The organism is Aquimarina sp. 2-A2 (assembly GCF_045505135.1).
GTDB lineage: Bacteria > Bacteroidota > Bacteroidia > Flavobacteriales > Flavobacteriaceae > Aquimarina > Aquimarina intermedia.
The window spans coordinates 33,959-60,067 of sequence record NZ_JBJKFI010000004.1 but is presented as its reverse complement, the minus strand read 5'-3'; the positions used below and the strand labels follow the sequence as shown (position 1 = coordinate 60,067).

At 35.4% G+C, this 26,109-nt stretch carries 29 protein-coding genes and 3 tRNA genes; 21 read left to right on the top strand and 11 right to left on the bottom strand.

The features are described from left to right. The first annotated feature begins 25 nt into the window (after nt 1-25). The 8 genes from ACJRPK_RS10975 to ACJRPK_RS10940 all read left to right on the top strand — a co-directional run bounded on the left by ACJRPK_RS10975 (nt 26) and on the right by ACJRPK_RS10940 (nt 6,171). Complete coding sequence (locus ACJRPK_RS10975) at nt 26-880, top strand: ATP cone domain-containing protein (RefSeq protein ID WP_407139947.1); 855 nt, start codon at nt 26-28, stop codon at nt 878-880. After that, on the top strand, nt 877-2,241 hold the full coding sequence (locus ACJRPK_RS10970; protein WP_407139946.1) for an MBL fold metallo-hydrolase RNA specificity domain-containing protein: 1,365 nt from the start codon (nt 877-879) through the stop codon (nt 2,239-2,241). The genes ACJRPK_RS10975 and ACJRPK_RS10970 overlap by 4 nt, the downstream gene beginning before the upstream one ends. A 144-nt stretch (nt 2,242-2,385) precedes the next feature. Next, nucleotides 2,386-2,790, top strand: coding sequence for a hypothetical protein (locus ACJRPK_RS10965; protein ID WP_407139945.1), 405 nt, complete (start codon nt 2,386-2,388; stop codon nt 2,788-2,790). A 110-nt stretch (nt 2,791-2,900) separates the two neighbouring features. Continuing rightward, nucleotides 2,901-3,344 (top strand): Hsp20/alpha crystallin family protein, encoded by a 444-nt coding sequence (locus ACJRPK_RS10960; protein ID WP_148782368.1) that lies wholly within the window; start codon nt 2,901-2,903, stop codon nt 3,342-3,344. Nucleotides 3,345-3,455: 111 nt separating this feature from the next. Then, entirely contained in the window at nt 3,456-3,899 is a 444-nt protein-coding gene (locus tag ACJRPK_RS10955) for a hypothetical protein (protein WP_407139944.1), read from the top strand. A gap of 31 nt (nt 3,900-3,930) precedes the next feature. Then, nucleotides 3,931-4,455, top strand: coding sequence for a hypothetical protein (locus tag ACJRPK_RS10950; RefSeq protein WP_407139943.1), 525 nt, complete (start codon nt 3,931-3,933; stop codon nt 4,453-4,455). Further along, nucleotides 4,448-5,128: a hypothetical protein gene (locus ACJRPK_RS10945; RefSeq protein WP_407139942.1), complete on the top strand. Its 681-nt coding sequence runs from the start codon at nt 4,448-4,450 to the stop codon at nt 5,126-5,128. The genes ACJRPK_RS10950 and ACJRPK_RS10945 overlap by 8 nt, the downstream gene beginning before the upstream one ends. Nucleotides 5,129-5,163: 35 nt before the next feature. Then, nucleotides 5,164-6,171, top strand: coding sequence for a 2-hydroxyacid dehydrogenase (locus ACJRPK_RS10940; protein ID WP_407139941.1), 1,008 nt, complete (start codon nt 5,164-5,166; stop codon nt 6,169-6,171). Between the two features lie 3 nt (nt 6,172-6,174). Here ACJRPK_RS10940 and ACJRPK_RS10935 read toward each other — a convergent pair whose 3' ends face one another. From ACJRPK_RS10935 to ACJRPK_RS10910, 6 genes are all read right to left on the bottom strand, one after another. Further along, the gene (locus tag ACJRPK_RS10935) at nt 6,175-6,588 is read right to left on the bottom strand and encodes a DUF6691 family protein (protein WP_407139940.1); all 414 of its coding nucleotides are present in this window, start codon (nt 6,586-6,588) and stop codon (nt 6,175-6,177) included. Between the two features lie 4 nt (nt 6,589-6,592). Then, on the bottom strand, nt 6,593-7,150 hold the full coding sequence (locus tag ACJRPK_RS10930; RefSeq protein ID WP_407139939.1) for a YeeE/YedE family protein: 558 nt from the start codon (nt 7,148-7,150) through the stop codon (nt 6,593-6,595). A 10-nt stretch (nt 7,151-7,160) separates the two neighbouring features. Beyond that, entirely contained in the window at nt 7,161-7,802 is a 642-nt protein-coding gene (locus tag ACJRPK_RS10925) for a class I SAM-dependent methyltransferase (protein ID WP_407139938.1), read from the bottom strand. Between the two features lie 5 nt (nt 7,803-7,807). Further along, entirely contained in the window at nt 7,808-9,223 is a 1,416-nt protein-coding gene (locus ACJRPK_RS10920; protein WP_407139937.1) for a rhodanese-like domain-containing protein, read from the bottom strand. A 187-nt stretch (nt 9,224-9,410) separates the two neighbouring features. Next, nucleotides 9,411-10,832: a cardiolipin synthase gene (gene cls / locus ACJRPK_RS10915; protein ID WP_407139936.1), complete on the bottom strand. Its 1,422-nt coding sequence runs from the start codon at nt 10,830-10,832 to the stop codon at nt 9,411-9,413. An 11-nt stretch (nt 10,833-10,843) separates the two neighbouring features. Beyond that, nucleotides 10,844-11,683 (bottom strand): universal stress protein, encoded by an 840-nt coding sequence (locus ACJRPK_RS10910; protein ID WP_407139935.1) that lies wholly within the window; start codon nt 11,681-11,683, stop codon nt 10,844-10,846. A gap of 885 nt (nt 11,684-12,568) precedes the next feature. On the opposite strand from ACJRPK_RS10910, the gene ACJRPK_RS10905 reads away from it, so the two are divergent. Next, nucleotides 12,569-13,165: a hypothetical protein gene (locus ACJRPK_RS10905; protein ID WP_407139934.1), complete on the top strand. Its 597-nt coding sequence runs from the start codon at nt 12,569-12,571 to the stop codon at nt 13,163-13,165. 2 nt (nt 13,166-13,167) lie between these two features. Further along, a complete protein-coding gene (locus ACJRPK_RS10900) occupies nt 13,168-13,416 on the top strand; it encodes a hypothetical protein (RefSeq protein WP_407139933.1) in 249 nt (82 codons plus the stop codon). Between the two features lie 3 nt (nt 13,417-13,419). Here ACJRPK_RS10900 and ACJRPK_RS10895 read toward each other — a convergent pair whose 3' ends face one another. After that, nucleotides 13,420-13,593, bottom strand: a complete 174-nt coding sequence (locus tag ACJRPK_RS10895) for a hypothetical protein (protein WP_407139932.1) — start codon at nt 13,591-13,593, stop codon at nt 13,420-13,422. A 315-nt stretch (nt 13,594-13,908) separates the two neighbouring features. Here ACJRPK_RS10895 and ACJRPK_RS10890 point away from each other — a divergent pair, with 315 nt between their 5' ends. The 3 genes from ACJRPK_RS10890 (at nt 13,909) to ACJRPK_RS10880 (ending at nt 15,457) form a co-directional block, all read left to right on the top strand. Continuing rightward, complete coding sequence (locus ACJRPK_RS10890) at nt 13,909-14,130, top strand: hypothetical protein (protein ID WP_148782355.1); 222 nt, start codon at nt 13,909-13,911, stop codon at nt 14,128-14,130. Between the two features lie 90 nt (nt 14,131-14,220). After that, nucleotides 14,221-14,652 carry a hypothetical protein gene (locus ACJRPK_RS10885; protein ID WP_407139931.1) on the top strand — a complete coding sequence of 144 codons (432 nt, stop codon included), beginning with the start codon at nt 14,221-14,223 and terminating at the stop codon, nt 14,650-14,652. A 223-nt stretch (nt 14,653-14,875) separates the two neighbouring features. Further along, entirely contained in the window at nt 14,876-15,457 is a 582-nt protein-coding gene (locus ACJRPK_RS10880; protein ID WP_407139930.1) for a fasciclin domain-containing protein, read from the top strand. Between the two features lie 143 nt (nt 15,458-15,600). On the opposite strand, the gene ACJRPK_RS10875 is transcribed toward ACJRPK_RS10880, so the two are convergent. The 3 genes from ACJRPK_RS10875 to ACJRPK_RS10865 all read right to left on the bottom strand — a co-directional run bounded on the left by ACJRPK_RS10875 (nt 15,601) and on the right by ACJRPK_RS10865 (nt 15,875). Continuing rightward, a tRNA-Arg gene (locus tag ACJRPK_RS10875) sits at nt 15,601-15,674 on the bottom strand. Nucleotides 15,675-15,691: 17 nt separating this feature from the next. After that, nucleotides 15,692-15,766, bottom strand: a tRNA-Pro gene (locus ACJRPK_RS10870). A 25-nt stretch (nt 15,767-15,791) separates the two neighbouring features. Further along, nucleotides 15,792-15,875, bottom strand: a tRNA-Ser gene (locus ACJRPK_RS10865). A gap of 405 nt (nt 15,876-16,280) precedes the next feature. Between ACJRPK_RS10865 and ACJRPK_RS10860 the strand changes: the two genes are divergently transcribed. Next, on the top strand, nt 16,281-17,762 hold the full coding sequence (locus ACJRPK_RS10860; RefSeq protein WP_407139929.1) for a hypothetical protein: 1,482 nt from the start codon (nt 16,281-16,283) through the stop codon (nt 17,760-17,762). A 107-nt stretch (nt 17,763-17,869) separates the two neighbouring features. Here the strand turns inward: ACJRPK_RS10860 and ACJRPK_RS10855 are convergent, their stop codons facing one another. Continuing rightward, the gene (locus ACJRPK_RS10855) at nt 17,870-19,111 is read right to left on the bottom strand and encodes an NAD(P)/FAD-dependent oxidoreductase (RefSeq protein WP_407139928.1); all 1,242 of its coding nucleotides are present in this window, start codon (nt 19,109-19,111) and stop codon (nt 17,870-17,872) included. A gap of 100 nt (nt 19,112-19,211) precedes the next feature. Here ACJRPK_RS10855 and hutH point away from each other — a divergent pair, with 100 nt between their 5' ends. From hutH to ACJRPK_RS10820, 7 genes are all read left to right on the top strand, one after another. Further along, nucleotides 19,212-20,741, top strand: coding sequence for a histidine ammonia-lyase (hutH, locus tag ACJRPK_RS10850; protein WP_407139927.1), 1,530 nt, complete (start codon nt 19,212-19,214; stop codon nt 20,739-20,741). Between the two features lie 177 nt (nt 20,742-20,918). Beyond that, on the top strand, nt 20,919-21,650 hold the full coding sequence (gene fabG / locus ACJRPK_RS10845; RefSeq protein ID WP_407139926.1) for a 3-oxoacyl-ACP reductase FabG: 732 nt from the start codon (nt 20,919-20,921) through the stop codon (nt 21,648-21,650). A 3-nt stretch (nt 21,651-21,653) separates the two neighbouring features. Further along, the gene (locus ACJRPK_RS10840) at nt 21,654-22,871 is read left to right on the top strand and encodes a beta-ketoacyl-[acyl-carrier-protein] synthase family protein (RefSeq protein ID WP_407139925.1); all 1,218 of its coding nucleotides are present in this window, start codon (nt 21,654-21,656) and stop codon (nt 22,869-22,871) included. Between the two features lie 24 nt (nt 22,872-22,895). Then, the gene (locus ACJRPK_RS10835; RefSeq protein WP_407140253.1) at nt 22,896-23,141 is read left to right on the top strand and encodes a phosphopantetheine-binding protein; all 246 of its coding nucleotides are present in this window, start codon (nt 22,896-22,898) and stop codon (nt 23,139-23,141) included. A gap of 2 nt (nt 23,142-23,143) precedes the next feature. Then, nucleotides 23,144-24,037 carry a lipid A biosynthesis acyltransferase gene (locus ACJRPK_RS10830; protein WP_407139924.1) on the top strand — a complete coding sequence of 298 codons (894 nt, stop codon included), beginning with the start codon at nt 23,144-23,146 and terminating at the stop codon, nt 24,035-24,037. Further along, the gene (locus ACJRPK_RS10825; RefSeq protein ID WP_407139923.1) at nt 24,038-24,961 is read left to right on the top strand and encodes a flavodoxin; all 924 of its coding nucleotides are present in this window, start codon (nt 24,038-24,040) and stop codon (nt 24,959-24,961) included. A 10-nt stretch (nt 24,962-24,971) separates the two neighbouring features. Further along, complete coding sequence (locus ACJRPK_RS10820) at nt 24,972-26,105, top strand: beta-ketoacyl-ACP synthase III (RefSeq protein ID WP_407139922.1); 1,134 nt, start codon at nt 24,972-24,974, stop codon at nt 26,103-26,105. Nucleotides 26,106-26,109: the final 4 nt, after the last annotated feature.

The window sequence follows — 26,109 nt, the reverse complement described above, 5'->3', positions numbered from 1 at the left end:
CTTTAATCTTTATAGTAAAGCACATATGATGACACAAGAGATTGATGTAATAAAATCTTCGGGTGAACGGACAAAATTTTCTTTTACAAAACTTAGAAGGTCCTTGCAGCGCAGTGGAGCAAATGATGTTATTATCCAGCAAATTTTGGATACTGTTCGTGATGAACTTTATGAAGGGATTACTACCAAAGAAATTTATAATAGAGCTTTTGCCATGTTGAAACAGCAAAAATCGGTCTATGCCTCCAAGTATAAGTTGAAAAAGGCTATTTATGAATTGGGTCCCACGGGTTTCCCATTTGAACGTTTTGTAGCAGCCATTTTGAAATTTTCTGGGTATACTGTTGAGGTAGGCAAGATCATACAGGGGTACTGCGTTTCGCACGAAGTAGATGTTATTGCAAAAAAGGAGCAGCAGCATCTGTTAATCGAATGTAAATATCATAGTGAAGAAGGGCGTAATTGTAACGTAAAAGTTCCTCTCTACATTCACTCGCGCTATAAAGATATCCTCAAAAAGAATGAAATTACCAAATCCTATTTCCCACAGTTCACCAAAGGATGGGTAGTGACTAACACCAGATTCACTGCAGATGCTATACAATATGGGAGTTGTGTCGATTTACAATTACTTAGTTGGGATTATCCCAAGAATGAAGCACTCAAAGATCGTATTGATCGTCTGGGATTATATCCCATTACGACATCCACCTTGCTTAGTAATAGAGAGAAACAATTTTTACTCAGTCGAGATGTCGTGTTATTAAGACAACTCACCAAAGATGCGTTTTATTTAGACCATTTGGGAATATCAGATACTCGTAAAAATAAAATCATGAGTGAGATCGACATGCTTTGTAATCTTGAAAATACAATATGACAGCAATAAAAGTTCATTTTTTAGGGGCAGCGGAGACGGTAACGGGTTCAAAATTTTATATTGAAACTCCGCAACAAAATATACTTATAGATTGTGGAATGTTTCAGGGGATAAAGAAGTTGAGAAGTTTGAACTGGAATCCACTACCGATAGATGTTTCACAAATTGATATAGTATTACTTACCCACGGACATTTAGATCATACAGGCTATCTGCCAATATTAGTAAAACAAGGATTCACCGGCGACATCATAGGAACCTCGCCAACCTTGGCTATAACCGAAATCATATTAAAAGATAGTGCAAAGATTCACGAAGAAGAAGCAGAAAAGGCTAATAAAGAGGGGTATTCAATACATGAAGAAGCGCTACCCTTTTACACTATAAAGCAAGCAGAGCAAACCATTCAACGTTTTAAAAATAAGAAAGAAGGGGAGTGGTATGATCTTTCAACGGATATCAGATATAGATTCAATTATAACGGTCATATACTTGGTGCAACCTTTATCGAGCTTGAAATTAATGGAAAAGTCTTGGTTTTTTCTGGAGATGTAGGGCGTAAAAACGATAAACTACTCAGAAACCCTAAGAAACCTCAATGGGCGGATTATTTATTTTTAGAAAGTACTTACGGTAATAAATGTCACCCAGAAGAGAATATAGAAGAAAAATTAATATACCTAATTAAGGAAACTATCCAGAATGGCGGAACTTTAATAATTCCTTCATTTGCAGTAGAACGATTGCAAACACTGATGTACATTTTATGGACGCTTTATAAAAGGAATAAGATTCCTAATATACCCATATATGTAGATAGTCCGATGGGCAACTCGGTTATTTCTGTATTTGAACGCTTTGCGGAATGGCATAAAATATCGTTACCGGAGCTGCGTAATATCTTCGAACATATTAATATCGTAACTTCTTACAGAGAGACTTGGGAAGTTATCGATAACCCTGCACCAAAAATTGTAATTGCCGGAAGCGGTATGGTTACCGGGGGTAGAGTTTTAACCTATTTAAAACAACTTATTGATAATCCAAATACTTCAGTGCTTTTGGTGGGGTATCAAGCAGAGGGTACTCGCGGAAGACAATTACAAGAAGGCGCACACGAAATCAAAATATTTGGGAAGTATATAGCTGTAAAAGCCAGAATTTTTCATGATGAAAGTTTATCAGCGCATGCGGATCAATCGGAGCTATTGGACTGGACCAATGAAATTAAAAACATACCTGAACAGGTTTTTTTAATACATGGGGAAGCAACAGCCTTAGACAGCTTGCGTGTTAAAATCAACGATGTTTACAATTGGCGGGTAAAAATTCCAAGACCTAATGAGGTAGTAAGCCTGTGATAATTTGTGGCAGTTTGTGCTTTCTCCTGATTTTTGTCATAGTTAATGTGTGGTCGCTCAATTACTTTCGTTACAAGCTGCTTTAAGGATAGGATGTAGCGTGATTTTGATCCTTTTAGAGTGTTAACTTAATACGTAAGGGCTATGAGAACAGAGATGGAGATGGAAAATAAAGAAGTTAAATCCTTTCATTTAGAAGTAATGAATTGGAAATCAAATCTTCAAACATTGGGTGATGAACTGTATTTTCTCAAAAAGCTGCTAGTTTCTAAAGCTTTTGAACAAAATACACCCAATTTGTATGAGATATTAGAAAAGTTCAGCACTAAACTCAAAGACATTGAAGAAGCATCTTCTATGTTGTACGAAAAATTGCATCAGCATGAAAATCAGTTGGGAGGTTTAATCGAATGTGATACCATATCATGTGATCACTATTACAATAAGAATCATAAAAAAATGAAACGTATCTATAACGACTTCTGTAAGATGTTTAACCAACAAAAAAATGAAATTTACAAAGTGACAGCTAATATTTTGAAACAATAATTTTGTTGTTAAAATATAGATAACATGATTTTTGTCATTTTATCTGAGTGAGTTAAACGGTACTTTCATATCAAAATAAACACAAATAATAACATCTAAAACTTAACATTATGTCTTTAATTAATTTCAGTAAAAAACGATTTCCCTGGATCAACGATAACGTATCCAATTGGTTAGATACCAATGAATTTTTCTCTGATGATTTCTTTGTAAAAGATAGAGATCTTCCAGCGATGAATGTAAAAGAGCATAAGGACGATTTTGAGATTGAACTTGCGGTTCCGGGGTACTCCAAAGAAGATATTGAGGTGACTATGGAAGATGATATGCTCCATGTGTGCGCCAAGTCTAAAAAAGAAGAAGTAGAAGAAGATGAGACCTATACCCGTAGAGAATTTAATTATCGGGAGTTTGATAGAAAACTTCAATTACCTAACACCATTGATCAAAAAAAGGATGTTAAGGCGACTTATAAAAATGGTATTTTAAAATTCAAATTACCTAAAAAGGAGGAAGCTAAAGAATTGCCTAAAAAAATAATACAAATTGGGTGATACGATGATGGAAGTGATTTAAGCTTTTTGTGAATGCTAAAAGTTTGAATCACTTCTATATTTTAATTGATCTCGTGATTTCGACCTTCAAATAAACTAAAAGATATACAGATGAAAAGTAAAACCATAAATCCAAAATATATTGAATGGCGCAGTCCTGAAGAAATGCATGAAATTGCCCTTACCTGGATCTCTGAGTTGAAATTTATTAAAGATGAACAACATTTTTTGGATGAATTATTGGAGAGTTTCTCGCTGCAGATGTTATCAGATAAAAATTTTCAGAAGAGTAAAACTGTCATTAATGGATTGTCTGATAAGCGCAAAGCAATTGAACCCATGCTCAAAAAGATTATCAATCATCATAACAAACTAACCATTTTGATGGATGGTATAGATCAGTTGGAGGAAGAGAAAGAATACAAAGAAGAGAATAGGTTGTTATACCTTGAGGTTACAGAATATTTGAATGAGTATAAAGATGTAAAGCGGCAAGTTTTTGATTTGATCAAGACAATTATGAAACATACTAAACAAAAACGATTACTAAAATAGTTTTACTAACGCTAATAAAGCAGCTAAATTTTTGAGAAACCTTATAAAAATAGGAATTTTGCTTTCCCTTTTGTCCGTTGCTTTTTGGATATGGTACGATTACACGTATTCTATGGATACGATCATTCCGTTTGAGGTAAATTCTAGAGCGTTGCCAACTAAAGTTTTAATAGCCTCTCAAGGTAGTGCATTTAAAGACTCATTGGTTCAGCATATAATTACACATTATCGAGATAAACCTATTTACTTTAAGATTATTGATGCGTATACCCTTTTTACAGTGAAAATTGATAAATGGGATGCGCTCATCATTATTAATTCATGGGAATATGCTAGCCCACCTAAAAATGTAAAAAAGTTTATAGCAAAACACCCAGATCAATTAAATAAGTTAATAATTCTCTCCACCATTGGAAGTTACAATTTCAATCTAAAAGAGGTTGATATGATTTCGGGAGAGTCTATAATAGAACATACACCCTTATACGCTAAGAAAATAACAAATCGATTAGATTCATTATTAAATGTCCATAACAACCCTAGCACACATGATTAATTTTAAACATTTTTTGATATTACTTTTCGGTATCCTCTTCTCAGGCTGTAATTCCAGTGAACTTATTGAGAATTGGAAGCATCCGGATATCGACACCTTTGAAGCTCAAAAAGTCTTAGTTGTAGGGATGACAAGAGATGAAAAAAGCAGAAAAAACTTTGAAAAAAAATTAGTTAATCAACTGGAAAAGAACGGTGTAAAAGCGTTGGCAAGTTACAAGGTTTTTGAAACCAATTATACAGAAGATCCCAAAACAGAAAAAGAACTACTTACTTTAGAATCTAATCTGACTGATCAAGGGTTTGATGCTATATTAATTTCAAAAGTCGTGGGCGTAGAGGAGAAGGTTACCTTGGCCCAAGCCTATAAAAATATGGATCGTATGTTTGATAGTTTCAAAGATGACTATTATAACAATCAAAACATTTATCATAATGAAAAGTATTATGATGAGTACAAAATCTATCATGCAGAGTCCACGCTGTATTGTGTTTGCCCTGATCGAGAACGAGAAACCATATGGAAAGGTTCAATTGATATTACAGAGCCGCAACGCATAGAAAAAGCAGTAAATGATTACATAAAAGTCCTGATTTGGGCCCTCAAAGAACAAAACGTATTGATGCGTGCAGAGACAGATGAAACCGATGACCTTTTCTTTATTGATGAATGAGCAATAGATGTACGCATTAGCCAAAAAAATATACTATGAAAATCTTAATTTACAGTGCCAAGGATTTTGAGATACCTTATCTTGAAAAAGCAAACAATGACCATCATACCTTACATTATATTCCGGAAAGACTTGCAGCCGATACGGCCATGATGGCGATTGGTTTTGATGGTATTTCGATCTTTTCTGCCGATGATGGTTCTGCTAAGGTATTGGAGTTATTAAAAGATTTTGGTGTAAAATATATCGCATTACGATCAGCGGGCTATGATAATGTCAATATTAAAGCTGCTACAAAGTTGGGAATATGCATCAGTCATGCCCCGGATTATTCACCAAATGCTATTGCAGAACATGCTATGGCATTGTTATTAGCACTGAATCGAAAATTAATAATTGCCAATGAAAATATTGAGAAATATAACTTTTCCTTGAGTAATTTGGTGGGATTTGATTTGTTTCAAAAAAAGGTGGGCATTTTGGGTGTCGGAAGAATAGGGGAGGTGCTCGTTAAAATTTTAACAGGATTTGGTTGCAAAGTGATTGCAAATGATATAGTTGAAAATAAAGAACTGTCAAAACAATACGGAGTTTCATATACAGATCTGGATACTTTATGTAGTGAGAGTGATATTATCATAATTAGTGTCCCGTTGACATCGGATACGCATCATTTAATTGATGCTTCATGTATTGCACTGATGAAGAAAAATGTGATGTTAATTAATATTGCCAGAGGAGCAGTGGTCAATACAGCTGATGTTATAGATGCATTGGATAAAAAGCAAATCGGATGGTATGGATCAGATGTTTATGAACATGAACACGGCATCTTTTTTTATAATCATTCGCTCCATCCTCCAAAAGATACAATGTTGAAGAAGATGATAGCACATCCCAAGGTGTTATTAACGCCTCACCAGGCTTTTGCTACCGATGAGGCATTAATAAATATTGCTAGTACAACCATTAATGCATTCACATTTTGGGAAACTGAGCAATCTTTACCCTATGAACTAACATCAATTAAAGAAAAAGTATAATCATTAATGGGGAAGTTTATCTTTAAGAACTCCATATATGAATGTGCCAAATATAGATGCAAGTAGGACCACTAAAATAGGTAAATATCCTGCACCCGCTAATACAAAAATAGGACCGGGACATGCTCCGGCTAGTGCCCATCCCAAACCAAACAACACTCCTCCAAACATATAGCGACTAAAGCTTTTTGCCTTTGGAGGAATTGTGATGGTTTCTCCGTACACAGACTTCACTTTATAGCGTTTGATAATCTGAATGGCAATAACGCCAATTACTAAGGCTGAACCAATGATGCCATACATATGAAAAGATTTAAACTGAAACATTTCATAGATTCTAAACCAAGAGGCAGCCTCTGATTTGAATAGGACAATTCCGAAAAAAATACCGATAATTAAATATAAAATAGATCTCATATGCTTAAAATAAAAATGGGAAAATAACGTGAATCATAAAAATGCCACCAATAAAAAAGCCTATCACAGCAATAAGCGAAGGTAACTGTAAATTACTTAATCCTGAAATTGCGTGACCCGAAGTACATCCTCCGGCGTATCGCGCTCCAAAACCAACCAAAAAACCACCTAAAATTAAAAGGGATAAATTTTTAATATCAGAAAAGACTGTTGTCGAATAGAGCATGTCGGGTAAATATGCTTTGCCTGCACTAGTAAATCCTTTTTGATTAAGATCTGTTATTACATCCGGATTAATAGCAACTGCTGTGGTCTCTGACAAAAGATTTGCGCCGATAAAACCGCCAATAATTACACCTACAACCACAATAAGATTCCATCGCTGCGCTTTCCAGTCAAACTTAAAGAAGTCAGCAGCCTTATCTGCACCACATAGGGTACACATGGTTCGTAAATTTGATGACATCCCAAAGTTCTTACCGATCAATAATAAAACGATCATAACTAAGGCAATGAGGGGACCAGAAACATACCATGGCCAGGGTTGAAAAATAGCATTCATAAGTTAGTATTTATAAATTGTTAGTTGATTTCTTAAAACTACAGAAAACGAAATTTTGTTTGGTGTTAAATGGAGTGTTATGATCAAAGAATGCACACGAAGTGGCCAGGAGATCAGGCGAAAAAGTGTTTTTTAAACTAGTATCAGAATACTGCTTGATTTCAATACCACTACATTTGGCAGGGCCGGATTCAGAAAAAGTTCCAATGATTGCTTTGCCATCTTCCGTCAAGATATGATTGAGTGCACTTTTGTATGCTTGCACATCATGTTCACTGGTTAAAAAATGAAATACTGCCCGATCATGCCAAAGATCATACTGTTGTGAAGTTTTAAATATTGTAATGTCTTCAACAATCCAGGTTACTTTTGACGCCAAAACACCCAATCGTTCCTTCGCCCGGTCAATTGCTTTTTGCGAAATGTCAAGTACAGTGATGTTTTGGTAACCTAAGCGCAACAAATGATCAACAAGTAAGCTATCACCGCCACCTACGTCTAATATTTTAACCGACTTTGGGAGGTTAGCATTGGTTATTAACTTCAAGCTTGTATCGGGAGTCTCCTGATACCAACTCACTTCATTGAGTGCTTTGGTATCATAAATATGTTCCCAATGTTTTTCTCTGTCAAAATTCAATATGGGTTTCATATGAATTAGGATTTTAAAGTGGACGGACACACATAGTCGGTCGTTTCTACACCCGCTTCTTTAATAGCTTTGAAACCTCCGGCAACATCAATTAAATTATGGATTCCGCGGCTTTTTAAAATAGAAGCTGCAATTACAGATCGGTACCCTCCGGCACAATGAACATAAAAGTTTTTGTTCTCAGGAAATTCACCTAAATGCTCATTAATAAAGTCAAGAGGCGTATGTACTGCTTTGTCAACATGCTCCGCCGTAAACTCTCCGTCCTTACGAACATCAAAAACAGGTATTTCTTCTTTTTGTTGAATCGTTTTAAATTCTTCAGCTGATATAGAAGATATGGTGTCAAAATCTTTTCCGGCTTTTTTCCAAGTTTCAAAACCACCTTCAAGATACCCTAAAGTGTTATCAAACCCTACACGAGAAAGTCGTGTAATTGTTTCTTCAACTCTACCTTCTGGAGCTACCAATAATATGGGTTGTTCCACATCAGCAATTAGCGCTCCAACCCACGGAGCAAAACCTCCGTCAATACCTATAAAAATAGAACGAGGAATGTGTCCTTGTACATAATCGTTCTGGTGACGGACATCCAAGACAATCGCCCCGGTTTCATTAGCCATTGCTTCAAAAGCTTCCGGATCAAGAGCGGTTGTTCCTCTTTTGATAACCTGATCGATATCGGTATAACCTTCTTTGTTCATCTTAACATTCAAAGGGAAATATTGTGGAGGCGGCAGTAAGCCATCAGTAACTTCTTTTACGAATTCTTCTTTTGTCATGTCTGCACGCAGTGCATAGTTCATTTGTTTTTGATTGCCCAGCGTATCTACGGTTTCTTTCATCATATTTTTACCACACGCAGATCCGGCACCATGTGCAGGATAGACGATTACATCATCGGCAAGTGGCATAATTTTATCACGTAAACTGTCAAAAAGTGTTTCAGCAAGTTGCTCCTGAGTCAAATGCGCAGCTTTTTGCGCTAAATCCGGTCTACCAACATCTCCAAGAAACAAGGTATCCCCACTAAAGATTGCATGATCTTTTCCTTTTTCATCGCGAAGCAAATATGTAGTGCTTTCCATCGTATGACCTGGGGTATGAATTGCTGTAATCGTGATATTTCCAAGTTTAAACTCCTGACCATCTTGTGCAATTATTGCTTCAAACGACGGATTTGCGTTTGGACCATAAATGATGTCAGCTCCGGTTTCTTTAGCCAGCGTTACATGACCACTTACAAAGTCCGCATGAAAATGGGTCTCGAATATATATTTTATTGTAGCATTATCATTTTCGGCTTTAACTATGTACGGTTTCACTTCACGCAAGGGATCGATAATAGCTACTTCGCCATTACTCTCAATATAATAAGCTCCTTGTGATAAACATCCGGTATAAATTTGTTCGATTTTCATAACTATATATTTTTAAGTACCTAGTACCAAATTTTGGTTTACATACTTTGATTATTATTCTTAATTCTTGGGTCAAAAATAGTATATCCTTTGGGCATACACAGTAACTTTTGTTACAAAACATAAAAAGTGGATTTTATGAGTAAGAAATTATATCAAGGAAGATGAACGTATACGATACTTAAATTTACAATACTGGACTAAAGATCTTAGCAATTCCTTCCAACATTTTTTCTTGATTCGGTCTATTTTTAAATTCAAAATAATCAATTAAAGTACTTTTCTTACAATCCTGTAAAAAGTCGTTTTTTAGACTTACAGCAAAATCGTCATCATATATTAATGCATTCACTTCGTAATTTTGTTCAAAACTTCGTATATCCATATTAGTAGTGCCTATAGAAGCAACCGTGTCATCGGCAACTATGGTTTTGCTATGCAAAAAGTGATCAGGATACAAGTAAATTTTTACTTTGGCGATCATTAGTTCTTCAAAGTAGGAGCGAACACACCAACGAACTAGTCGGCTATCCGATTTATCAGACAGTAATAACCTGACATCCACACCGCTTAAAGCGGCGACTTTTAAAGCGTCAAGTATTGCTTCTCCGGGAATTATATATGGATTAGCGATATATAAATAGGAGGAAGCCTCATTAATTATAGAAAAATATAAGTGTTGTGTAGCACTTTGATCAGCATCTGGACCGCTGTAGACAATTTGCCCCGTAGCATTGCCTACAGGCCGCGTGGGCGAAAAGTAGGAGGAATGTAGGATATCTTCGTTTTCTGAAACGAAGGACCAATCTGTAGCAAAAATCGCGTGCATAGTATTGACAATAGGACCTTTTAATTCAAGATGAATGTCATGCCAAATACCCAAATGAGAAACATTTTTTATATACTTATCAGATAGATTAATACCTCCTGTAAAGGCTACATTGTTGTCTACCACAATTATTTTTCTATGATTACGATAATTAATGGATGCAAGTAAACGACCAAAGCGCACCGGTAGAAAACTATATACTTCTACTCCGATATTCTTTAACTGTTTGATGTATTTCTTGCTCAGAGATCTACTACCGATAGCATCATATAGGATGCGTATTTGTACACCTTCTTTAATCTTTTCTTTAAAAATGTCAATAAAAATATCCGCAAGTTCACCGTCTTCAAAAATGTAGTATTGGATATGAATAAAGGATTTTGCATCTCTCAATGCCTTAAAAATAGCCTCAAATGTTATTTTTCCATTTTTCAGATACCTGAAAGTGTTACCGGTTATCGGCAAAAAAGAGGTGGTATTGATGATCAGCTGGATCAGTTTTTTGTGTTCCTCGTATTCGTATAAGGAAACAGGTTGACAATGTTGAATGGACTCTTCGACAAATGCTTTAATCTTGTCCGAGTGTTTATAATGTATAAGCTTATTTTTTCTTCGGTTTCTACCTAAAATGTAATACAACAAGATGCCACCTACCGGAATCGTAAAAATGGCAAGCATCCATGCTAAAGTTTTTGCCGGTCTTAGGCCGTTTAAAATAAGTTGTAATACAATTAGGCTCGCAATAATAAAGTAAACAATAATAAGGAGCGTGTACACCATATCGTGCTATTTTATCGTTGCTTAAGTACTAAAAGTGGTATTTTGGATCCATAACTGATCTTTGAAGTTTCAGAACCCTTAAAAAATCGATCAAGCAAACTTTCCTCATGTAATACAACAGCGGTTAAATCAATATTCATAATCTGTACAAAACTTGCTATTGCCAGAGCTGTGGGGATATTAACCATGGTATGAAATGTATGCCTTATATTACTGAATTTTTCTTTCATTGTCAGAATATCTTTTTTTTCTGCTTCAGTAACTGTTTCATCTTCCTTTATTTTCAGGATTTTCAGGAAACTCTTGAATTTTTCTAAGAGATCCAGTAGGGGCGTAATACTTAATTGATCAAAATGCTCAAAATAGTCCAAAGCGTACAGGACATTTGCTGGTTTTTTGAATGCAGTTTGTTGTGGGATTGCCAAAACCGAGCATGATACAGAACGTATCACTTTTACTGTGTTACTGCCAAAGAGAACCTCTCTGGCATTAGTAGCACCGTTTGTTCCCATAACAATGAGCGATATGTCTTTGGAGTTCACCGCTTGTCGAACTGCAGCGGTAAAGGAATCGTAATCAACTAAAACTTCAAAGGAATAGGTTTCCGTTGCATATTGTTTTTTTAAAGTGAGCTTATAGGTGTTTAATTTTTGTTTTATCTCGCTGATCATCGAAGTATGAACACTTTCAGTCGCAGAGGTTACCATAAGGTCATCGGTGGTATAACCGGAAGATTTATGGACATGCAAAAGAGAGAAATGACACGGTTCACCTTTAAAGAACTGCAGCGCATACTGTATTGCAGTTTCAGAATTTTCAGAAAAGTCAGTAAGCAACAGAATATTTTTCATAGTACGGTTTTATAGTTCAAATATATTTGAGACTATGTATGCATACAATGATTAATATCATGAATTAAAGAAAAGAATGGCGATTGAGTTAGTTTAAATGAGCAGCATTTTAAGAAGAAAATTATAGGTAAGAAGTGATTGTTTAAAATAGTGTCCCTGAAACTCTACCCCAAAGAGTCAGGGACATCTATTTTGAAAATTAAAGAAAAATACATTCTTTAATTTAGTTGCGGAGTTGTTTCCAGCTCACACAATTCTAATCTAACACAAACTCAAAGATTAATTTTTTAGGTTTTAAGATACGCTGCGTAATACGTTTATTGGTTTCTTATAGTTAGCAGCTACATAAAGTGTATTACTATATAGTATTGGTTAATTAGGTTAAAGGTTTAACATACTTCTTGAACGGTTAACTATTGCAAGTGATCATTTAAATATGTTGGACAAATATAGAAGCGAAAAACACTGGATAAAAACAAACGTTCTACGTTTTCCTTGAAAACGAACTTCTTTTTCAGCGAAAAAGAACAGTAAAAACGGTTACTTCAAATTTTTAATATACTCAGACGGATAGATTCCGATATTTTTTAAAAAAGCGTTGGAGAAGGCAGTAGAGGTTTTAAAACCAATCTCGTTTGCTATGGCTTTGATGGTGTAATTATTTATAGAGTAGATAACGGTAAAAACTTTGCGGGTTTCCCGTATGCATTTAAGGGGCTAGCTGTTATATATTTGTGATATGTTTGTTTTTATGTTAAATTAAGACAAACTTTCATGATTGCTTGATATTTTTAAGACTAATCTTAAAAATAAATATCATGAAAAAATTAGTTACAGTATTAGCAGTAGGAGCTTTATTTGTCTCTTGTGAAAAATCAGAATTGCATGAAGAAACTTCAGAAATTGATCAGTATGAAATCCATCAAATCAATAGAGATAAGATTGTACGACCCAGAGATAAAGATAAATCTTAAGAAAGATACAATTCTGAAAAAAATTATTGCTTCAATAGTGGTGATTTTATCTGGTGCGATATTATTCACTGATAAAATTGCCACTTTTAATTTAACCGAAATTTACGGTTTTGCAGATGAGCAAACTCTAGTTTGGCTAGTATCCCAGACCCTATCTCCCATCATTCTGTGCATAGGTGTAATGTTAAGTCCATATAAGTTTTCTTATTTTGCTCCTATATATATAAATTTTATCCAAATGTATTGGATTTTTAATCCGGAAGCGTATCAGCTGGATGATGCATTGCTTCATGTGTACGCTTTTGGTTTCTGCATCGTGGTTTTTGTTTTCATAATATTCGTAGTCAAGGTGTTGAACTTAATTCATAATGAAAATAAAGTTCTTATACGCAACATTAAGAAGCTAACGCGCCATATAGCAATTACCATAAAAGGAAAATACATCAAGGAAGAGGATGCCAAAGAGTATACAATAGAGACTGTTAAAATAATTGATTCAATGGATTGAGGATGAAAAAGAAAATAGCCAAAAGCAAACTCAAAGATAAAAGCAAGTACTTAGATGAAGATGTTCTAAAAGCGTTGGAGCATGACATTGACACCCGTTTAGAGGATGAAATCAAATTACAGGAAGGATGCTTAAAGAAAAAGATAGATCAGCTTCAAAAGTTAAGCATTGATCTCGATACAGTAAAAAATATGCTACTCACCCGATATAACGCTCGGATGGTTAAAAATAACTTTTTGCAAGCGGGTTAATTTTTATTTATCTTTAGACTTTAAAGCTTTTTCAAAAATTTCATCAATATCCATGTTGAGGGTTTGCGTCATCTTCATATAATAAAAGGCTTTGAATCTTTCATGTTCCATCAGTGCATCCCAATGCTGGATGCATTCGTTTGCTAATGACTCGGTTTTTGTTTTATCAGTGTTCATATATCTAGTGGTTTTAAGCTAAAATAGTAATTTATTCTTCTTCATAAGTAAAATTGTTTGTGAAAAGTATTTGTGAATTAGAGTAGTGTTTTGTCTTAGATCAAAATTATTTTTTAATGTTAAAATCAATAAATGAATCTTTTAGTTCGTTATGGCATTATTGTTGACCATTATCAATTGTTCAGCAATTGAAGTTTAGCTTTTCGGTAGAATTACTACCGATGTTGTATTGAAATATGAGTGAACAATGTTAATTTTGTTTAAACTTTAGTTGTTTTAAGTGAACGATTTTGTATGTTTATTAAAAATTTTTGTGTGAGTTTAATAGAAAAAGCTTTAGAATTCGAAAGTCGAAGTATGAGCAATATGTCTACAAGTGATAGAGTGTCAGCTTCCAGAGAGGCCAAAGAGTTAATTTTGAGTCTCAATGATGTGTACAAGGAAAATAAGGATCCCGAGATTATGGATTTAATGAAACTCTTGACCGCCAAGAAAAAAAAGATTGAGAAACGCCTTAAAGGATCCAGCACAGTTTAGATACGTATTGTTTTCTAATCTAAGATCTTTAAGGTCTTTAATACGTAGTGCCCAACTCTTTTAGTTGAGGCACTAAAACTTTTTATAAAAATGTTAATATCAGCCAAACTTCTTACGACCAAAGAGAGAAAAATGATTAACGATAAAGCTGGCGCCCGTTTTAATCTGTTTAAAAGGATTAAATCAAAGTTAATACAATCACCCTCTTTTGTTGTCGAACAGCTTAGTCCTAAGATAGGTACGCTTCTTGGTCAACATAAGCTAAAGGTTACGGCTAGCATTGAACTTAGAACTAAAGGTATAGTCATGACGCTTAAGTCTAATACCGATCAGTGTGTTTGGGCAGTCCCATATTATCAATTTTATTTATATGATAGACAGGTGATAAGTATTCACGCACAAGGTCGTTTTGTGAACCTAACCAAGGACGATAAACTTGCTGAGAGTATGGACTTCTTTAAGAATTTGATATCCAAAAAAATTGAATACGACATACAACATCCGCATGTTGATAGTATTTAAACAAGGGCTTAATAAGAGGTGCGATTGACAAAAATGCCACATTCTTTGATAAAACATTTCTTAAACTGTCATTTTGACACGTTTAATTAATGTCTTATATTAAAGCTGGATTAGGGACAGGAATTGATATGGTTTTATTGTTGTTTAATAAATTTAACTAAAGTTTAAACAATATTAGCTTTTTGTGATGGATCATTTAATTTATCTTTATAAAAAAAAGATTATGAAAAAATTATTGACAACAATTACTTTAAGTACTTTGCTTTTTACATTGGCCTGTGCTAATAACACGAAGCAGGAAGAAACCGAAAAGGTTGAAACAGAAGTTGTAAAAGAGGATACAACAACTCCCTCGCAAGAGAAATCAACAATAGTTTCTGTAGCAGCATCTAATGATAAGTTTACAACTTTAGTTGCAGCAGTAAAAGCGGCTGACTTGGTAGATACTCTTAACGGAGACGGACCTTTTACCGTTTTCGCTCCGCTAAACTCAGCTTTTGATCAATTACCTGAAGGAACAGTTGACGGTCTTTTAAAGGCAGAAAATAAAGATAAATTATCTCAGATACTAACTTATCATGTAGTTTCGGGTAAAATCAGTGCAGCAGACCTTATAAAAGCTATTAATGATAACAACGGATCTTATATGGTAAATACTGTGCAAGGAGGTCAGTTAACAGCTACAATAAAGGATGGAAGCGTGATTCTTACCGATTCAAAAGAAACCACGTCAAAAGTGGTGATGACAGATGTTGAAGCTTCTAACGGAGTGATACATGCCATCGACACTGTAGTGATGCCATAAGAATAAAATCAATTATTTCTTCTTATACAAAACACCTGTCTATCAGGTGTTTTTTTGTTTAACAGAATCTTAGTGTGGAATTAAAAACTCTAAAAAGGTATATAAAAACAAAAAAGTCTTACTATTTCTAGTAAGACTTTTTGTGAGCCCGATAGGATTCGAACCTATGACCGCCTCCTTAGAAGGGAGGTGCTCTATCCAGCTGAGCTACGAGCCCGTAACTACTTGTAAAAGTCGGGGTGGCAGGATTCGAACCTGCGACCTCCGCGTCCCAAACGCGGCGCGATAACCGGGCTACGCTACACCCCGAAACTGAAATAATCAAAAATTATTGCGGAGAGACAGGGATTCGAACCCTGGCAACACTTACGCGTTGACAGATTAGCAATCTGCTCCATTACCACTCTGGCACCTCTCCAATAATTGTTTGTAAAGAACGTCGCATTACTGTTTCAAATGCGGATGCAAATGTAGTTTTTATGAGAGTATGATGCAAGCCTTTTACTGCATTATTTTTGTGTTTATTTTAATTTTATTTTAAATAATTGAAAATCAGTTTTATTCAAGATAAAAAAATAATATCAATCACACTATTACTAATTGATTTAAAGTTCGGCATACTTCATCATATTCAATAAGTATTTTATATTTGTACAACCTTAACCTAAGATGCCTAACTATGAATACCATTCAATATTATCTAAAACCTAAATTTTTCTGCTTACTAGTCTTTTTTGTGACAAGCTGTATGTTTTCGCAAAAACCCATATTGTCTGAAGATTTTAATTTCAGCATGGGTGAAAAGTATAAGCGAATAAAAAACATGGGAACTTATTTTGTGGCTTCCGGTCAGCGTATGGTCGCCATAAAAAAAGGAAGAAAGGATATGACTATTCAGCGTTTTTCCTTACAAGACCTAAAAGAAGATGTCAAGAAGCGTCAGATTATTGAAGATAAAGGCGATTTTCAATCCGTTATGGAACTGGACGGTAAGGCAGTAGTTTTTTATACTATTAAGGATAGAGCCTATGCACAACAAATCTCTGTCACCGGAGTGGCAGCGCAGAAGCCGATACAATTAGTCACGGACAAGGAAAATATTGATCGAGATTTTGGTTTTGTAAGTACCTATGGATTTGATGCAGGCGGAAGAATCAATAAATTTGTATTTAAGAAATCATTTGATGGCAGCAAGGTGCTTGTTTTATTCAGAGTAGAAACCGGTGGTGAAAAAGCTGACAAGATTGGGGTTGCCATCTATAATGCTGATTTGTCACTTTTATGGAAACGTAAAATCACATTACCGTATCCGTCAGAGCATATGCTTAACGAAGATTTTGCTATTGATGATGACGGTAACTTTTATATGACCGCTTCAATTTTTATCTCGTCGTCTTCTGATAAAGATAAATTGAAAAGCAATTTTCGAACAGAAGTATTTAAGATTGGAGAAGAGGATAAGGAGTTTACTAAAAGTAAAATCGATTTAGGAACCAATTTAGTACAGGACGCTGTGATTACCAAAGATATTACTGGTTTGGTACGTGTGTCCGGATTTTACAGTAATACAAGTTCACAGGATGAGATTAAAGGCGTGTTTTCAGGACGCTTGTCCGAAGATGGAATCTTTGAAAATACAATAAAGGCTGATTTTCCAAATGAAAAACTGGTAGAATTAGCTGCACAGCGAGAAACTCGTGTTAATGAAGGAACTCAAAAAGGTGATGATAAAAAGGATTTTGAAAATATTAAAGTAAATGATGTCATTTTTAATCCTGATGGTAGTTTTGTTGTTTTAGGAGAACAACGGTATGTAACTTCACAAACTACCTCTAGTTCGTCTGGTTCGAGAACTACCTACAGATACTATTACAGAGATATTCTAACATTCAAAGTTTCTGCTTCCTCGCAGATGGTTTGGATGCACAAACTGCCAAAGTATCAAATAGGGATCAGAGGTAAAGCTAGTATGTCATATAAAAACTTCAAGACTAACGGAAAGTATTATTTGTTTTTTGTAGATGATTTTACCAACCTTAAAAGGTCTTTTGATGAATTTCCGCAGAAATACTACGATGATAAAAAGGAATTCCTGTACTTGACCTCGTATGTAATTGATGACGCTACAGGTGAGGTGATCAAAGAACCGATCTTAACCGGAAGCGATATACGAAACTCCAGACTAGAAAGCATGTTGCTTAGCAAAGCTCCATTATTAGCTAACAGAGATCTTATTATTGAAGTGTTTGATGGTAAAAAGAGTAATCTGTTGGTAAAAGTTGAGCGAGCTGATACTAAAAAGTAAGGATAAGTTTAGTAATGTCTAAACTATACAAACCAAAAACGGGGGCTTTTTTTAAGCCCCCGTTTTTTAGTTTGTAATTAGAAGATTCTAAATAGTGATCAATACTATTAATCTGTCATTTTTTCTTCCATCTCTATCAACTTAGCTACATTACGGATTAGTCGACTGTGCTTTTTGACAAAAGGATTAGTTTCATCCCATACGTAACCTGCTAATACTGCGCAAATTTGTGCTTTAATGACTTCGTTACTATTTTTGTGAAAAATGATTTTTTGTAAGTTACCGCTATACCACTCCTTAACATAGGTAGAGAAGACATCCACGCCTTTTTTCATATAGGTAACAAAATCTTCTTCCCAGTCTACCGCTTCGTTGTTTAGTTCCTTAATTACTAATTTTGCCGCCTTTAATCCCGATTCTGTAGCAAAAGAAACCCCAGATGAAAACACGGGATCCAAAAACTCTGCACTATTTCCTGTTAATACGAAGCCTTTGCCATATAGTTTGGTAACATTTTTAGCTATGTTCGCCACTTTGTATGGTTCAAATAAGTAAGGTACATCCTTAAATTGTTCTTTATAATATATCGATGTTTCCATCATTTGTGATAAAACATCACTATTTGAACCTTTAAATTTATTCATCCATTCCATGGGACCTACAAAACCAATACTTGTATTTCCGTTAGAAAATGGAATATACCAGAACCATACTTCTGTCTCAATAATCTCAAAAGTTATCAATGTTCCTTCTGATCCTTCAGGACGATTTACATCCTTTACCTGAGTAAAAATTGAACCGTGTTCTGCGATTTTTGGAGTAGCTTCGAGACCTAATTGTCTGGCAATTACGCGTCCGAACCCACTGGAGTCAATGATATATTTTGCTGTAATTTCAGTCTCAGTTCCATCGGCATGTTGTACACGAGTTACTGAGTACTCATCATGAAACTTGACATCTTTCACTTCAGTTTCAAAAGCTATCGGCACACCTTGAGCGGTTAATTCATCTGTAAGTGTTTTGTCAAAATGATCACGGGGTACTTGCCATGTCCAGTCCCAACCTTCCCCATGTTTTTTGCTGAAATCAAATGTTCCATGAGCTCCATCTTTTATAAAACGTGCTCCGTATTTTTTTTGATATCCTTGTTTTGTCAGACAATCCAGCAATCCTGCTTCTTCAAAATTATCCATACAACGCGGAATTAAACTTTCTCCAACCTGATATCTCGGGAACTTACATTTTTCGACCACCTTGACATTGATGTTGTTTTTTTGAAGATAAGCTGCGCTAACGCTTCCTGAGGGACCGGCACCAATTACAAGAACATCGACAATTTCTTTTTTCATGATTTTTTCAGCTACATTAAATACATTACATTTGGCATCGTAAAAATAGAGAGTAATCTCCAAATTTCTACGTTTTATCGAAAAAAATTACCAAATAACGATGTTAGAACCAAGTAAGAGATTAGAAATTGATGACTTTATAAAGGTCATCTTTGAAAACGAAAATGTAACGATACACGACGCTGTCCTCAATAGAGTAAAGGAAAGTCATGAATTTCTGTTGTCTTTTTCTGAAAATAAAGTTATTTACGGAGTGAATACAGGTTTTGGGCCAATGGCGCAATATAAAATTGATGATAAAGATAGAATCGAACTTCAATTTAATTTAATACGTAGTCACTCTTCCGGAACGGGTAAAGCTATGGAACCGGCTTACGTTAAAGCGCTGATGTTGGCTAGACTTAATACGTTGTCTTTAGGTAAGTCGGGAGTACATCATTCGGTTGTGGAGAGATTACAAGACCTTATTAATCATGATATTACACCATTAATTTTTGAACATGGTGGTGTTGGAGCTAGTGGTGATCTGGTTCAATTAGCACACTTAGCACTCGTCTTAATCGGTGAGGGAGAGGTTTTTTATAAAGAAGAAAGACGTGAGACCCAAGATGTTTTTAAAGAATTGGGGATTGACACGATTCAAATCAAAGTTAGAGAGGGACTTGCTCTAATGAATGGAACTTCTGCTATGACCGGGATAGGAATTGTCAATGTGATCAATGCGCAAAAATTATTGGATTGGTCGATCTGTTGTTCTTCGGCGATTAATGAAATAGTTGAAGCTTACGATGATCATTTATCAGTAGAGCTTAATCATAGCAAACTACATATCGGACAGCAAGAGGTGGCTGAAAAAATGCGTGCGCATCTTGCAGATAGCAAATTGACTCGTGATCGCACAGAACATTTGTATTCAGGGCAAACTGAAGACTTATACTTCAAAGAAAAAGTACAGGAATACTATTCCCTACGTTGTGTACCGCAGATATTAGGTCCCGTTAGTGATACGATAAAACATGTAGGTCGAATTCTTATTGAAGAATTAAACTCAGCAAATGACAACCCAATTATAGATGTAAAGACAAAACATGTATACCATGGGGGAAATTTTCACGGAGATTATGTTTCGTTGGAGATGGATAAACTAAAATTGGTTACCACCAAAATGTCTATGCTGGCAGAAAGACAGCTAAACTACCTGTTGAACTCTAAGCTTAACGATATTTTACCTCCATTTGTAAATTTGGGGAAACTTGGTTTCAATTTTGGTATGCAGGGTGTGCAATTTACAGCTGTTTCAACAACGGCTGAGAATCAAATGCTGTCAAACTCAATGTATGTGCACAGTATCCCAAACAATAACGATAATCAAGATATCGTGAGCATGGGGACTAATGCGGCCAATGTGACGAAAACTGTTATAGAAAACACCTATGAGGTGTTAGCTATCGAGGTCATGACTATAGTGCAAGCTTTAGAATTTTTAGACTTTGGTTCTAAATTGTCGTCAAAAACTCAGAAATTGGTAAAGGATATAAAAGAGATTGTGCCTCCTTTTACAAAAGATTATATTACGTATCCTTTTGTACAAAATGTAAAGGACTATTTGAAAAATAATCCTGCGATATAATTTTAGCTTCCATAAAAAGAATAAGGTAACGTTTTAGCAAAAATTAGGCTAACACCGATTAAGAAGTTATGACGTGTTAAATTTCCATTTTCTTTTGGCGGTTGTTAATTAAATCTTAAATTCAATTTCTCAATAAGTACATTTGTAACTTATTTTGAAAAAATATAATATTCGAGAATGAAACATGCTTTAGTAACGGGTGGATCCAGGGGTATTGGACGAGAAATAGCTCTTAAATTGGCTATCGATTTAGAGTATCCGATAGTATTGAATTATCAATCAAATGATGCAGCTGCAAATGCGACAAAAGCGGCCATAGAGGATGCCGGAGGAACTTGTGACCTGCTTAAGTTTGATGTTTCGGATCAACAAGCGGTACATACAGCGATTGATACTTGGATGTCAGAACATCCCGATGCGTTAATAGAAGTATTAATTAACAATGCCGGAATTACACGGGACGGTTTGTTTATGTGGATGAAACCTGAAGATTGGCATCAAGTTGTGGATATTAGTCTTAATGGTTTTTATAACGTAACGAATCACTTAATTCAAAAGATGCTTAGCAATAGATATGGACGAATAATCAATGTTGTATCTGTTTCAGGAGTAAAGGGCACACCCGGACAGACCAATTATTCTGCTGCAAAAGGCGCATTAGTAGGCGCAACAAAAGCATTGGCTCAAGAAGTTGCAAAACGTAAAATTACTGTGAATGCAGTAGCTCCGGGTTTTATTAAAACGGATATGACCGCCGAGATGGATGAGAAAGATTTAAAACGTATGATACCTGCAAATCGTTTTGGAGAAGCAGAAGAAGTGGCGGATTTAGTGTCTTTTTTAGCTTCAAAAAAAGCGTCATATATCACAGGCGAAATAGTAAATATAAATGGTGGAATCTATTCTTAAGGTATGCGCAGAGTTGTAATCACAGGTATGGGGATTTATTCGTGCATTGGTAAAAATGTCGACGAAGTAAAGGAGTCTCTGTATAAAGGGAAATCCGGAATTGTCTATGATCAGGCACGTAAGGATTTTGGATACCGTTCAGCTTTAACGGGTACTGTGCCAAAACCGGATCTAAAGAAAGAGCTAAGTAGACGACAACGAATAAGTTTTGGGTCTGAGTCAGAATATGCTTATATAGCCACAAAACAAGCTTTTGATCAAGCAGGTGTTGACCAGGAATTTTTGGACACTAAAGAAATTGGTATTTTGTTTGGAAATGACAGTACGGCGGAGTCTGTGATGGAAGCGATAGACAAAATACGAGTTAAAAAAGATACGACCCTGGTCGGATCAGGAGGTGTTTTTAAATCGATGAATTCTACGGTGACCATGAATTTGTCTACCGTATTTAAACTGAAAGGTATAAACTTCACAATTAGCGCGGCCTGTGCCAGTGGATCACATTCGGTAGGAATGGGGTATCTTTTGATTAAACAAGGACTTCAGGATTATGTCATTTGTGGGGGCGCACAAGAAATAAATGAATATGCCTTTGGTAGTTTTGATGGCTTAGGTGTTTTTTCGGTTAATGAAGAGCAGCCTCAACAAGCATCTCGTCCATTTGATACTAAGCGTGACGGTTTAGTTCCAAGCGGCGGTGGTGCTTCACTTTTTTTAGAAAGTTATGAGAGTGCAATAGCTCGGGGAGCAACTATTTTAGGAGAGATTGTAGGCTATGGTTTTTCTTCAAATGGAGATCATATTTCGACGCCTAACCAAGAAGGTCCGGCCAGAGCTATGAAGAGAGCTGTTGAGCAAGCAGCAATGGATCCGGCAGCGGTAGATTATGTGAATGCGCATGCTACGTCAACACCCATTGGTGACGCTAATGAGGCAAAGGCAATTGATGAAGTGTTTGGTAAGTCAAAACCTTATGTGAGTTCTACTAAGTCAATGACAGGGCATGAATGTTGGATGGCAGGTGCCAGTGAAATTGTTTATTCTTTAATAATGATGAACAATTCTTTTATAGCACCTAACATAAATTTGGAACATCCCGACGAGGATTCTGCTAAGTTAAATCTTACAAACAAAACGTTAGATAAAGAAATAAATGTATTTTTGTCGAATTCATTTGGATTTGGGGGAACAAATTCGGCAATTGTTATAAAAAAAGTTTAGGATAGGAAAAAATTACTAAGGATGATGGAAACAAGTATTATTGTTGAGAAAGTAGATGAATTTTTGATAGAAGAATTCGAGGTAGAATCTGATGAAATTTCTCCAGAAGCAAATCTGAAAGAAACATTGGATCTGGATAGTCTTGATTATGTAGATTTGGTGGTTGCAATCGAAGCAACGTTCGGAGTAAAATTAGTTGGTGAAGATTTCGTAGGTATAGAGAGTTTTCAGGACTTTTACAAACTTATAGAGAGAAAAGTGAATGCTTAATTATGGCGCAATGGCAGGGTAAAGCGAAGGGAACGCCCTTAGGGTATAAAATTTTTATTGCATTAATCAAGAATTTTGGTCTTAAGGCTGCGTATTCCGTTCTTATATTCGTAGCTGCTTATTACGTGCTTTTCTCTTACACGTCAACCCGCACCAGTTATTATTATTTTAGACAAAGGCTTAACTATACATTCTTTAAGTCTATTGTTAGTATCTATAAAAATTACTTTGTTTTTGGTCAAACCTTAATTGATCGTACGGCTATTTCATTTGGGTTAAAAGATAAATTCTCTTTTAATTATGATGGTAAAGAAAGGATGGAGCAATTACTTAAGGAGGGCAATGGAGGAATTATTTTCAGTGCCCATATAGGCAGTTTTAATATAGCGCGTTATTTTTTTGATGAGTTTGACTTGAATGAAACTACAATTAATTTGATAGTTACTGATCAGGAAAATGAGCAAATAAAACAATATGTAGGGGCGGTCTCTCAGGATACAGAGATGAATTTTATTGTGATTAAACCTGATATGTCACATATCTTTGAAATGAATGATGCATTATCAAATAATGAAGTGATCATTTTTGCTTCAGATCGCTATGTAGAAGGTGTTCAGTATTTGGAAGAAGAGTTATTAGGGAAGTCGGCTAAATTTCCTTCAGGACCCTTTAAGTTGGCAGCTAGAAAGAAAATACCAATTCTTTTTATGTATATAATGAAAGGAAGGGGTAAGAATTACAACTTATACGCCAGAACTCCAGTTTTTAAAGAAACACCCATTCGCCCCAGGCACGTTCTAAAAGAATATTTAAGAAATCTTGAGGTAATGCTTCAAAAATATCCACTCCAATGGTTTAATTATTATGACTATTGGGATGATATATCCAACAAGTAAATGAAAAACATATTAGTACTTTATTATAGTCAAAGTGGTCAGCTCAGAGAAATCTTATCTAACTTGGCAAAACCATTAGTTGAGAGCGCAGACATGAACGTGGTTTTTCATGCAATTGAACCTGAGCAACCCTATAAGTTTCCATGGAAAAAAGAAGATTTTTTTCAGGTATTTCCAGAAACCTTTTTACAAAAAACCAAACCTAATAAACCACTTCCTCAGCATATAAAAGATACAAAATTTGATTTAATAATTCTTGGATACACTGTTTGGTATCTATCTCCATCTATTCCCATAAATTCTTTCCTAAAAAGCGAAGAAGCCAGAGTACTTCTCGAAAACACCCCGGTAGTTACTGTCAATGGGTCCCGTAATATGTGGATCTTAGCTCAGGAAAAAATAAAAAAGCTTTTGTTTAAAATAAATGCTAAGTTGGTCGGCAACATAGCTTTTGTAGATAGACATGTAAATCATATCAGTGTCATTACTATTGTACACTGGATGATGGGAGGAAAGAAAACAAAATATCTGGGCATTTTCCCAAAACCTGGAGTCTCTGAGAAAGATATCAAATCCGCTGATAAATTTGGAGAAATTTTAAAAAAATACATAGAGAAAGCAGAGTTCGCCACTTTGCAAGAAGATATCGTAAGTGTTGGGGGTGTAGTGGTCAAACCTTTTTTAATTCGATCGGATCAAGGAGGAAATAGAGTTTTTGATAAATGGTCGAAGATTATTTATAATGCCGGACAAAAATCAGAAATCCGCAGAGCTCGTTTGCTGAAAGTTTTTAATTATTACTTGTTATTTGCCATTTGGATAGTAGTACCTATCGTTTTTATTATATTTTTGTTGACTTATTTACCGCTTTACGGAAAAATAAAAAGAGATAAAAAATACTATCAATCGGTAAGGTTAAGATAGGAATACATTTATGAAAGAAGTTTATATTACCAAAACAGCACATTTTTTACCCAATAAACCTGTGACTAATGATGAGATGGAATCTAAGTTAGGTTATGTTGACGGACAGACATCACGGGCTAGAAGAATTGTGTTGCGCAATAATGGAATTGTGACTCGCTACTATGCCTTAGATGAAGAAGGGAACAGTACACATAATAATGCCGATATCACGGTTGCTGCGATTCAAAATCTACTTGACGAAACAGTAGCTCCCAATTCAATTGAATTGTTATCCTGTGGTACATCGACTCCGGATAATTTATTGCCAGCCCACGCTTCAATGGTGCACGGTTTGATGGATGCAGAAAATATTGAATTAAACACGGCATCAGGAGTGTGTTGTTCGGGTATGAGCGCGCTTAAATATGGGTATTTGGCTATTAAAGCTGATGATAAGAACAATGCGATTTGTACCGGGTCAGAGCGCGTATCTACTTGGATGCAAGGACATAAATTTGATAAAGAAGTTGAGAATTTAAAAAGCCTTGAAGAGCAACCGGTAGTGGGTTTTAAGAAAGACTTTCTAAGATGGATGCTTTCAGATGGTGCTGGTGCTTTTTTATTAGAAAATGAGCCTAAGGGTGAATTTCCGTTGCGAATTGAATGGATGCACGCATATTCGTATGCAAATGAATTAGAAGCGTGTATGTATGCCGGTGGAGATAAAATGGAAGACGGATCACTCAAGCCCTGGAGTGAATATGAGCCTGAGAGCTGGCTTAATGAATCTATATTTTCATTAAAACAAGATGTGAAAATTCTTGATGAATTCGTTTCAAAAAAAGGGGTTGAAAGTCTTAAAGATGTATTAGAAAAAAAACAGGTTGATGTTTCAACTATAGATTATTTTCTTCCGCATATTTCTTCGTTCTACTTTGGAGATAAGCTACAAGAAGCAATGCAGAATGCAGGTATCAACATTCCGAATGAAAAATGGTTCACGAACTTAGCAGATGTGGGTAACATCGGTTCTGCTTCAATTTATTTGATTATTGATGCGCTGGTTACTTCCGGAAAGTTAAAGAAAGGAGATCGTTTGCTTGTTGCAGTGCCTGAAAGCGGCCGTTTTTCGTATTTTTATAGTTTACTGACTGTTTGCTAATGAA

Coding starts and splice junctions, on each gene's coding strand:
- ACJRPK_RS10910 (WP_407139935.1), bottom strand. CDS start 11,683: ATGAAAAATATTCTGTTGCTTACTGACTTTTCTGAAAATTCTGAAACT.
- ACJRPK_RS10840 (WP_407139925.1), top strand. CDS start 21,654: ATGCGCAGAGTTGTAATCACAGGTATGGGGATTTATTCGTGCATTGGT.
- ACJRPK_RS10920 (WP_407139937.1), bottom strand. CDS start 9,223: ATGAAAATCGAACAAATTTATACCGGATGTTTATCACAAGGAGCTTAT.
- ACJRPK_RS10970 (WP_407139946.1), top strand. CDS start 877: ATGACAGCAATAAAAGTTCATTTTTTAGGGGCAGCGGAGACGGTAACG.
- ACJRPK_RS10960 (WP_148782368.1), top strand. CDS start 2,901: ATGTCTTTAATTAATTTCAGTAAAAAACGATTTCCCTGGATCAACGAT.
- ACJRPK_RS10945 (WP_407139942.1), top strand. CDS start 4,448: ATGATTAATTTTAAACATTTTTTGATATTACTTTTCGGTATCCTCTTC.
- ACJRPK_RS10935 (WP_407139940.1), bottom strand. CDS start 6,588: ATGAGATCTATTTTATATTTAATTATCGGTATTTTTTTCGGAATTGTC.
- ACJRPK_RS10885 (WP_407139931.1), top strand. CDS start 14,221: ATGTTAATATCAGCCAAACTTCTTACGACCAAAGAGAGAAAAATGATT.
- ACJRPK_RS10860 (WP_407139929.1), top strand. CDS start 16,281: ATGGGAACTTATTTTGTGGCTTCCGGTCAGCGTATGGTCGCCATAAAA.
- fabG (WP_407139926.1), top strand. CDS start 20,919: ATGAAACATGCTTTAGTAACGGGTGGATCCAGGGGTATTGGACGAGAA.
- ACJRPK_RS10880 (WP_407139930.1), top strand. CDS start 14,876: ATGAAAAAATTATTGACAACAATTACTTTAAGTACTTTGCTTTTTACA.
- hutH (WP_407139927.1), top strand. CDS start 19,212: ATGTTAGAACCAAGTAAGAGATTAGAAATTGATGACTTTATAAAGGTC.
- ACJRPK_RS10830 (WP_407139924.1), top strand. CDS start 23,144: ATGGCGCAATGGCAGGGTAAAGCGAAGGGAACGCCCTTAGGGTATAAA.
- ACJRPK_RS10955 (WP_407139944.1), top strand. CDS start 3,456: ATGAAAAGTAAAACCATAAATCCAAAATATATTGAATGGCGCAGTCCT.
- ACJRPK_RS10905 (WP_407139934.1), top strand. CDS start 12,569: ATGAAGAAACTTCAGAAATTGATCAGTATGAAATCCATCAAATCAATA.
- ACJRPK_RS10975 (WP_407139947.1), top strand. CDS start 26: ATGATGACACAAGAGATTGATGTAATAAAATCTTCGGGTGAACGGACA.
- ACJRPK_RS10825 (WP_407139923.1), top strand. CDS start 24,038: ATGAAAAACATATTAGTACTTTATTATAGTCAAAGTGGTCAGCTCAGA.
- ACJRPK_RS10820 (WP_407139922.1), top strand. CDS start 24,972: ATGAAAGAAGTTTATATTACCAAAACAGCACATTTTTTACCCAATAAA.
- cls (WP_407139936.1), bottom strand. CDS start 10,832: ATGGTGTACACGCTCCTTATTATTGTTTACTTTATTATTGCGAGCCTA.
- ACJRPK_RS10835 (WP_407140253.1), top strand. CDS start 22,896: ATGGAAACAAGTATTATTGTTGAGAAAGTAGATGAATTTTTGATAGAA.
- ACJRPK_RS10930 (WP_407139939.1), bottom strand. CDS start 7,150: ATGAATGCTATTTTTCAACCCTGGCCATGGTATGTTTCTGGTCCCCTC.
- ACJRPK_RS10855 (WP_407139928.1), bottom strand. CDS start 19,111: ATGAAAAAAGAAATTGTCGATGTTCTTGTAATTGGTGCCGGTCCCTCA.
- ACJRPK_RS10940 (WP_407139941.1), top strand. CDS start 5,164: ATGAAAATCTTAATTTACAGTGCCAAGGATTTTGAGATACCTTATCTT.
- ACJRPK_RS10895 (WP_407139932.1), bottom strand. CDS start 13,593: ATGAACACTGATAAAACAAAAACCGAGTCATTAGCAAACGAATGCATC.
- ACJRPK_RS10900 (WP_407139933.1), top strand. CDS start 13,168: ATGAAAAAGAAAATAGCCAAAAGCAAACTCAAAGATAAAAGCAAGTAC.
- ACJRPK_RS10965 (WP_407139945.1), top strand. CDS start 2,386: ATGAGAACAGAGATGGAGATGGAAAATAAAGAAGTTAAATCCTTTCAT.
- ACJRPK_RS10925 (WP_407139938.1), bottom strand. CDS start 7,802: ATGAAACCCATATTGAATTTTGACAGAGAAAAACATTGGGAACATATT.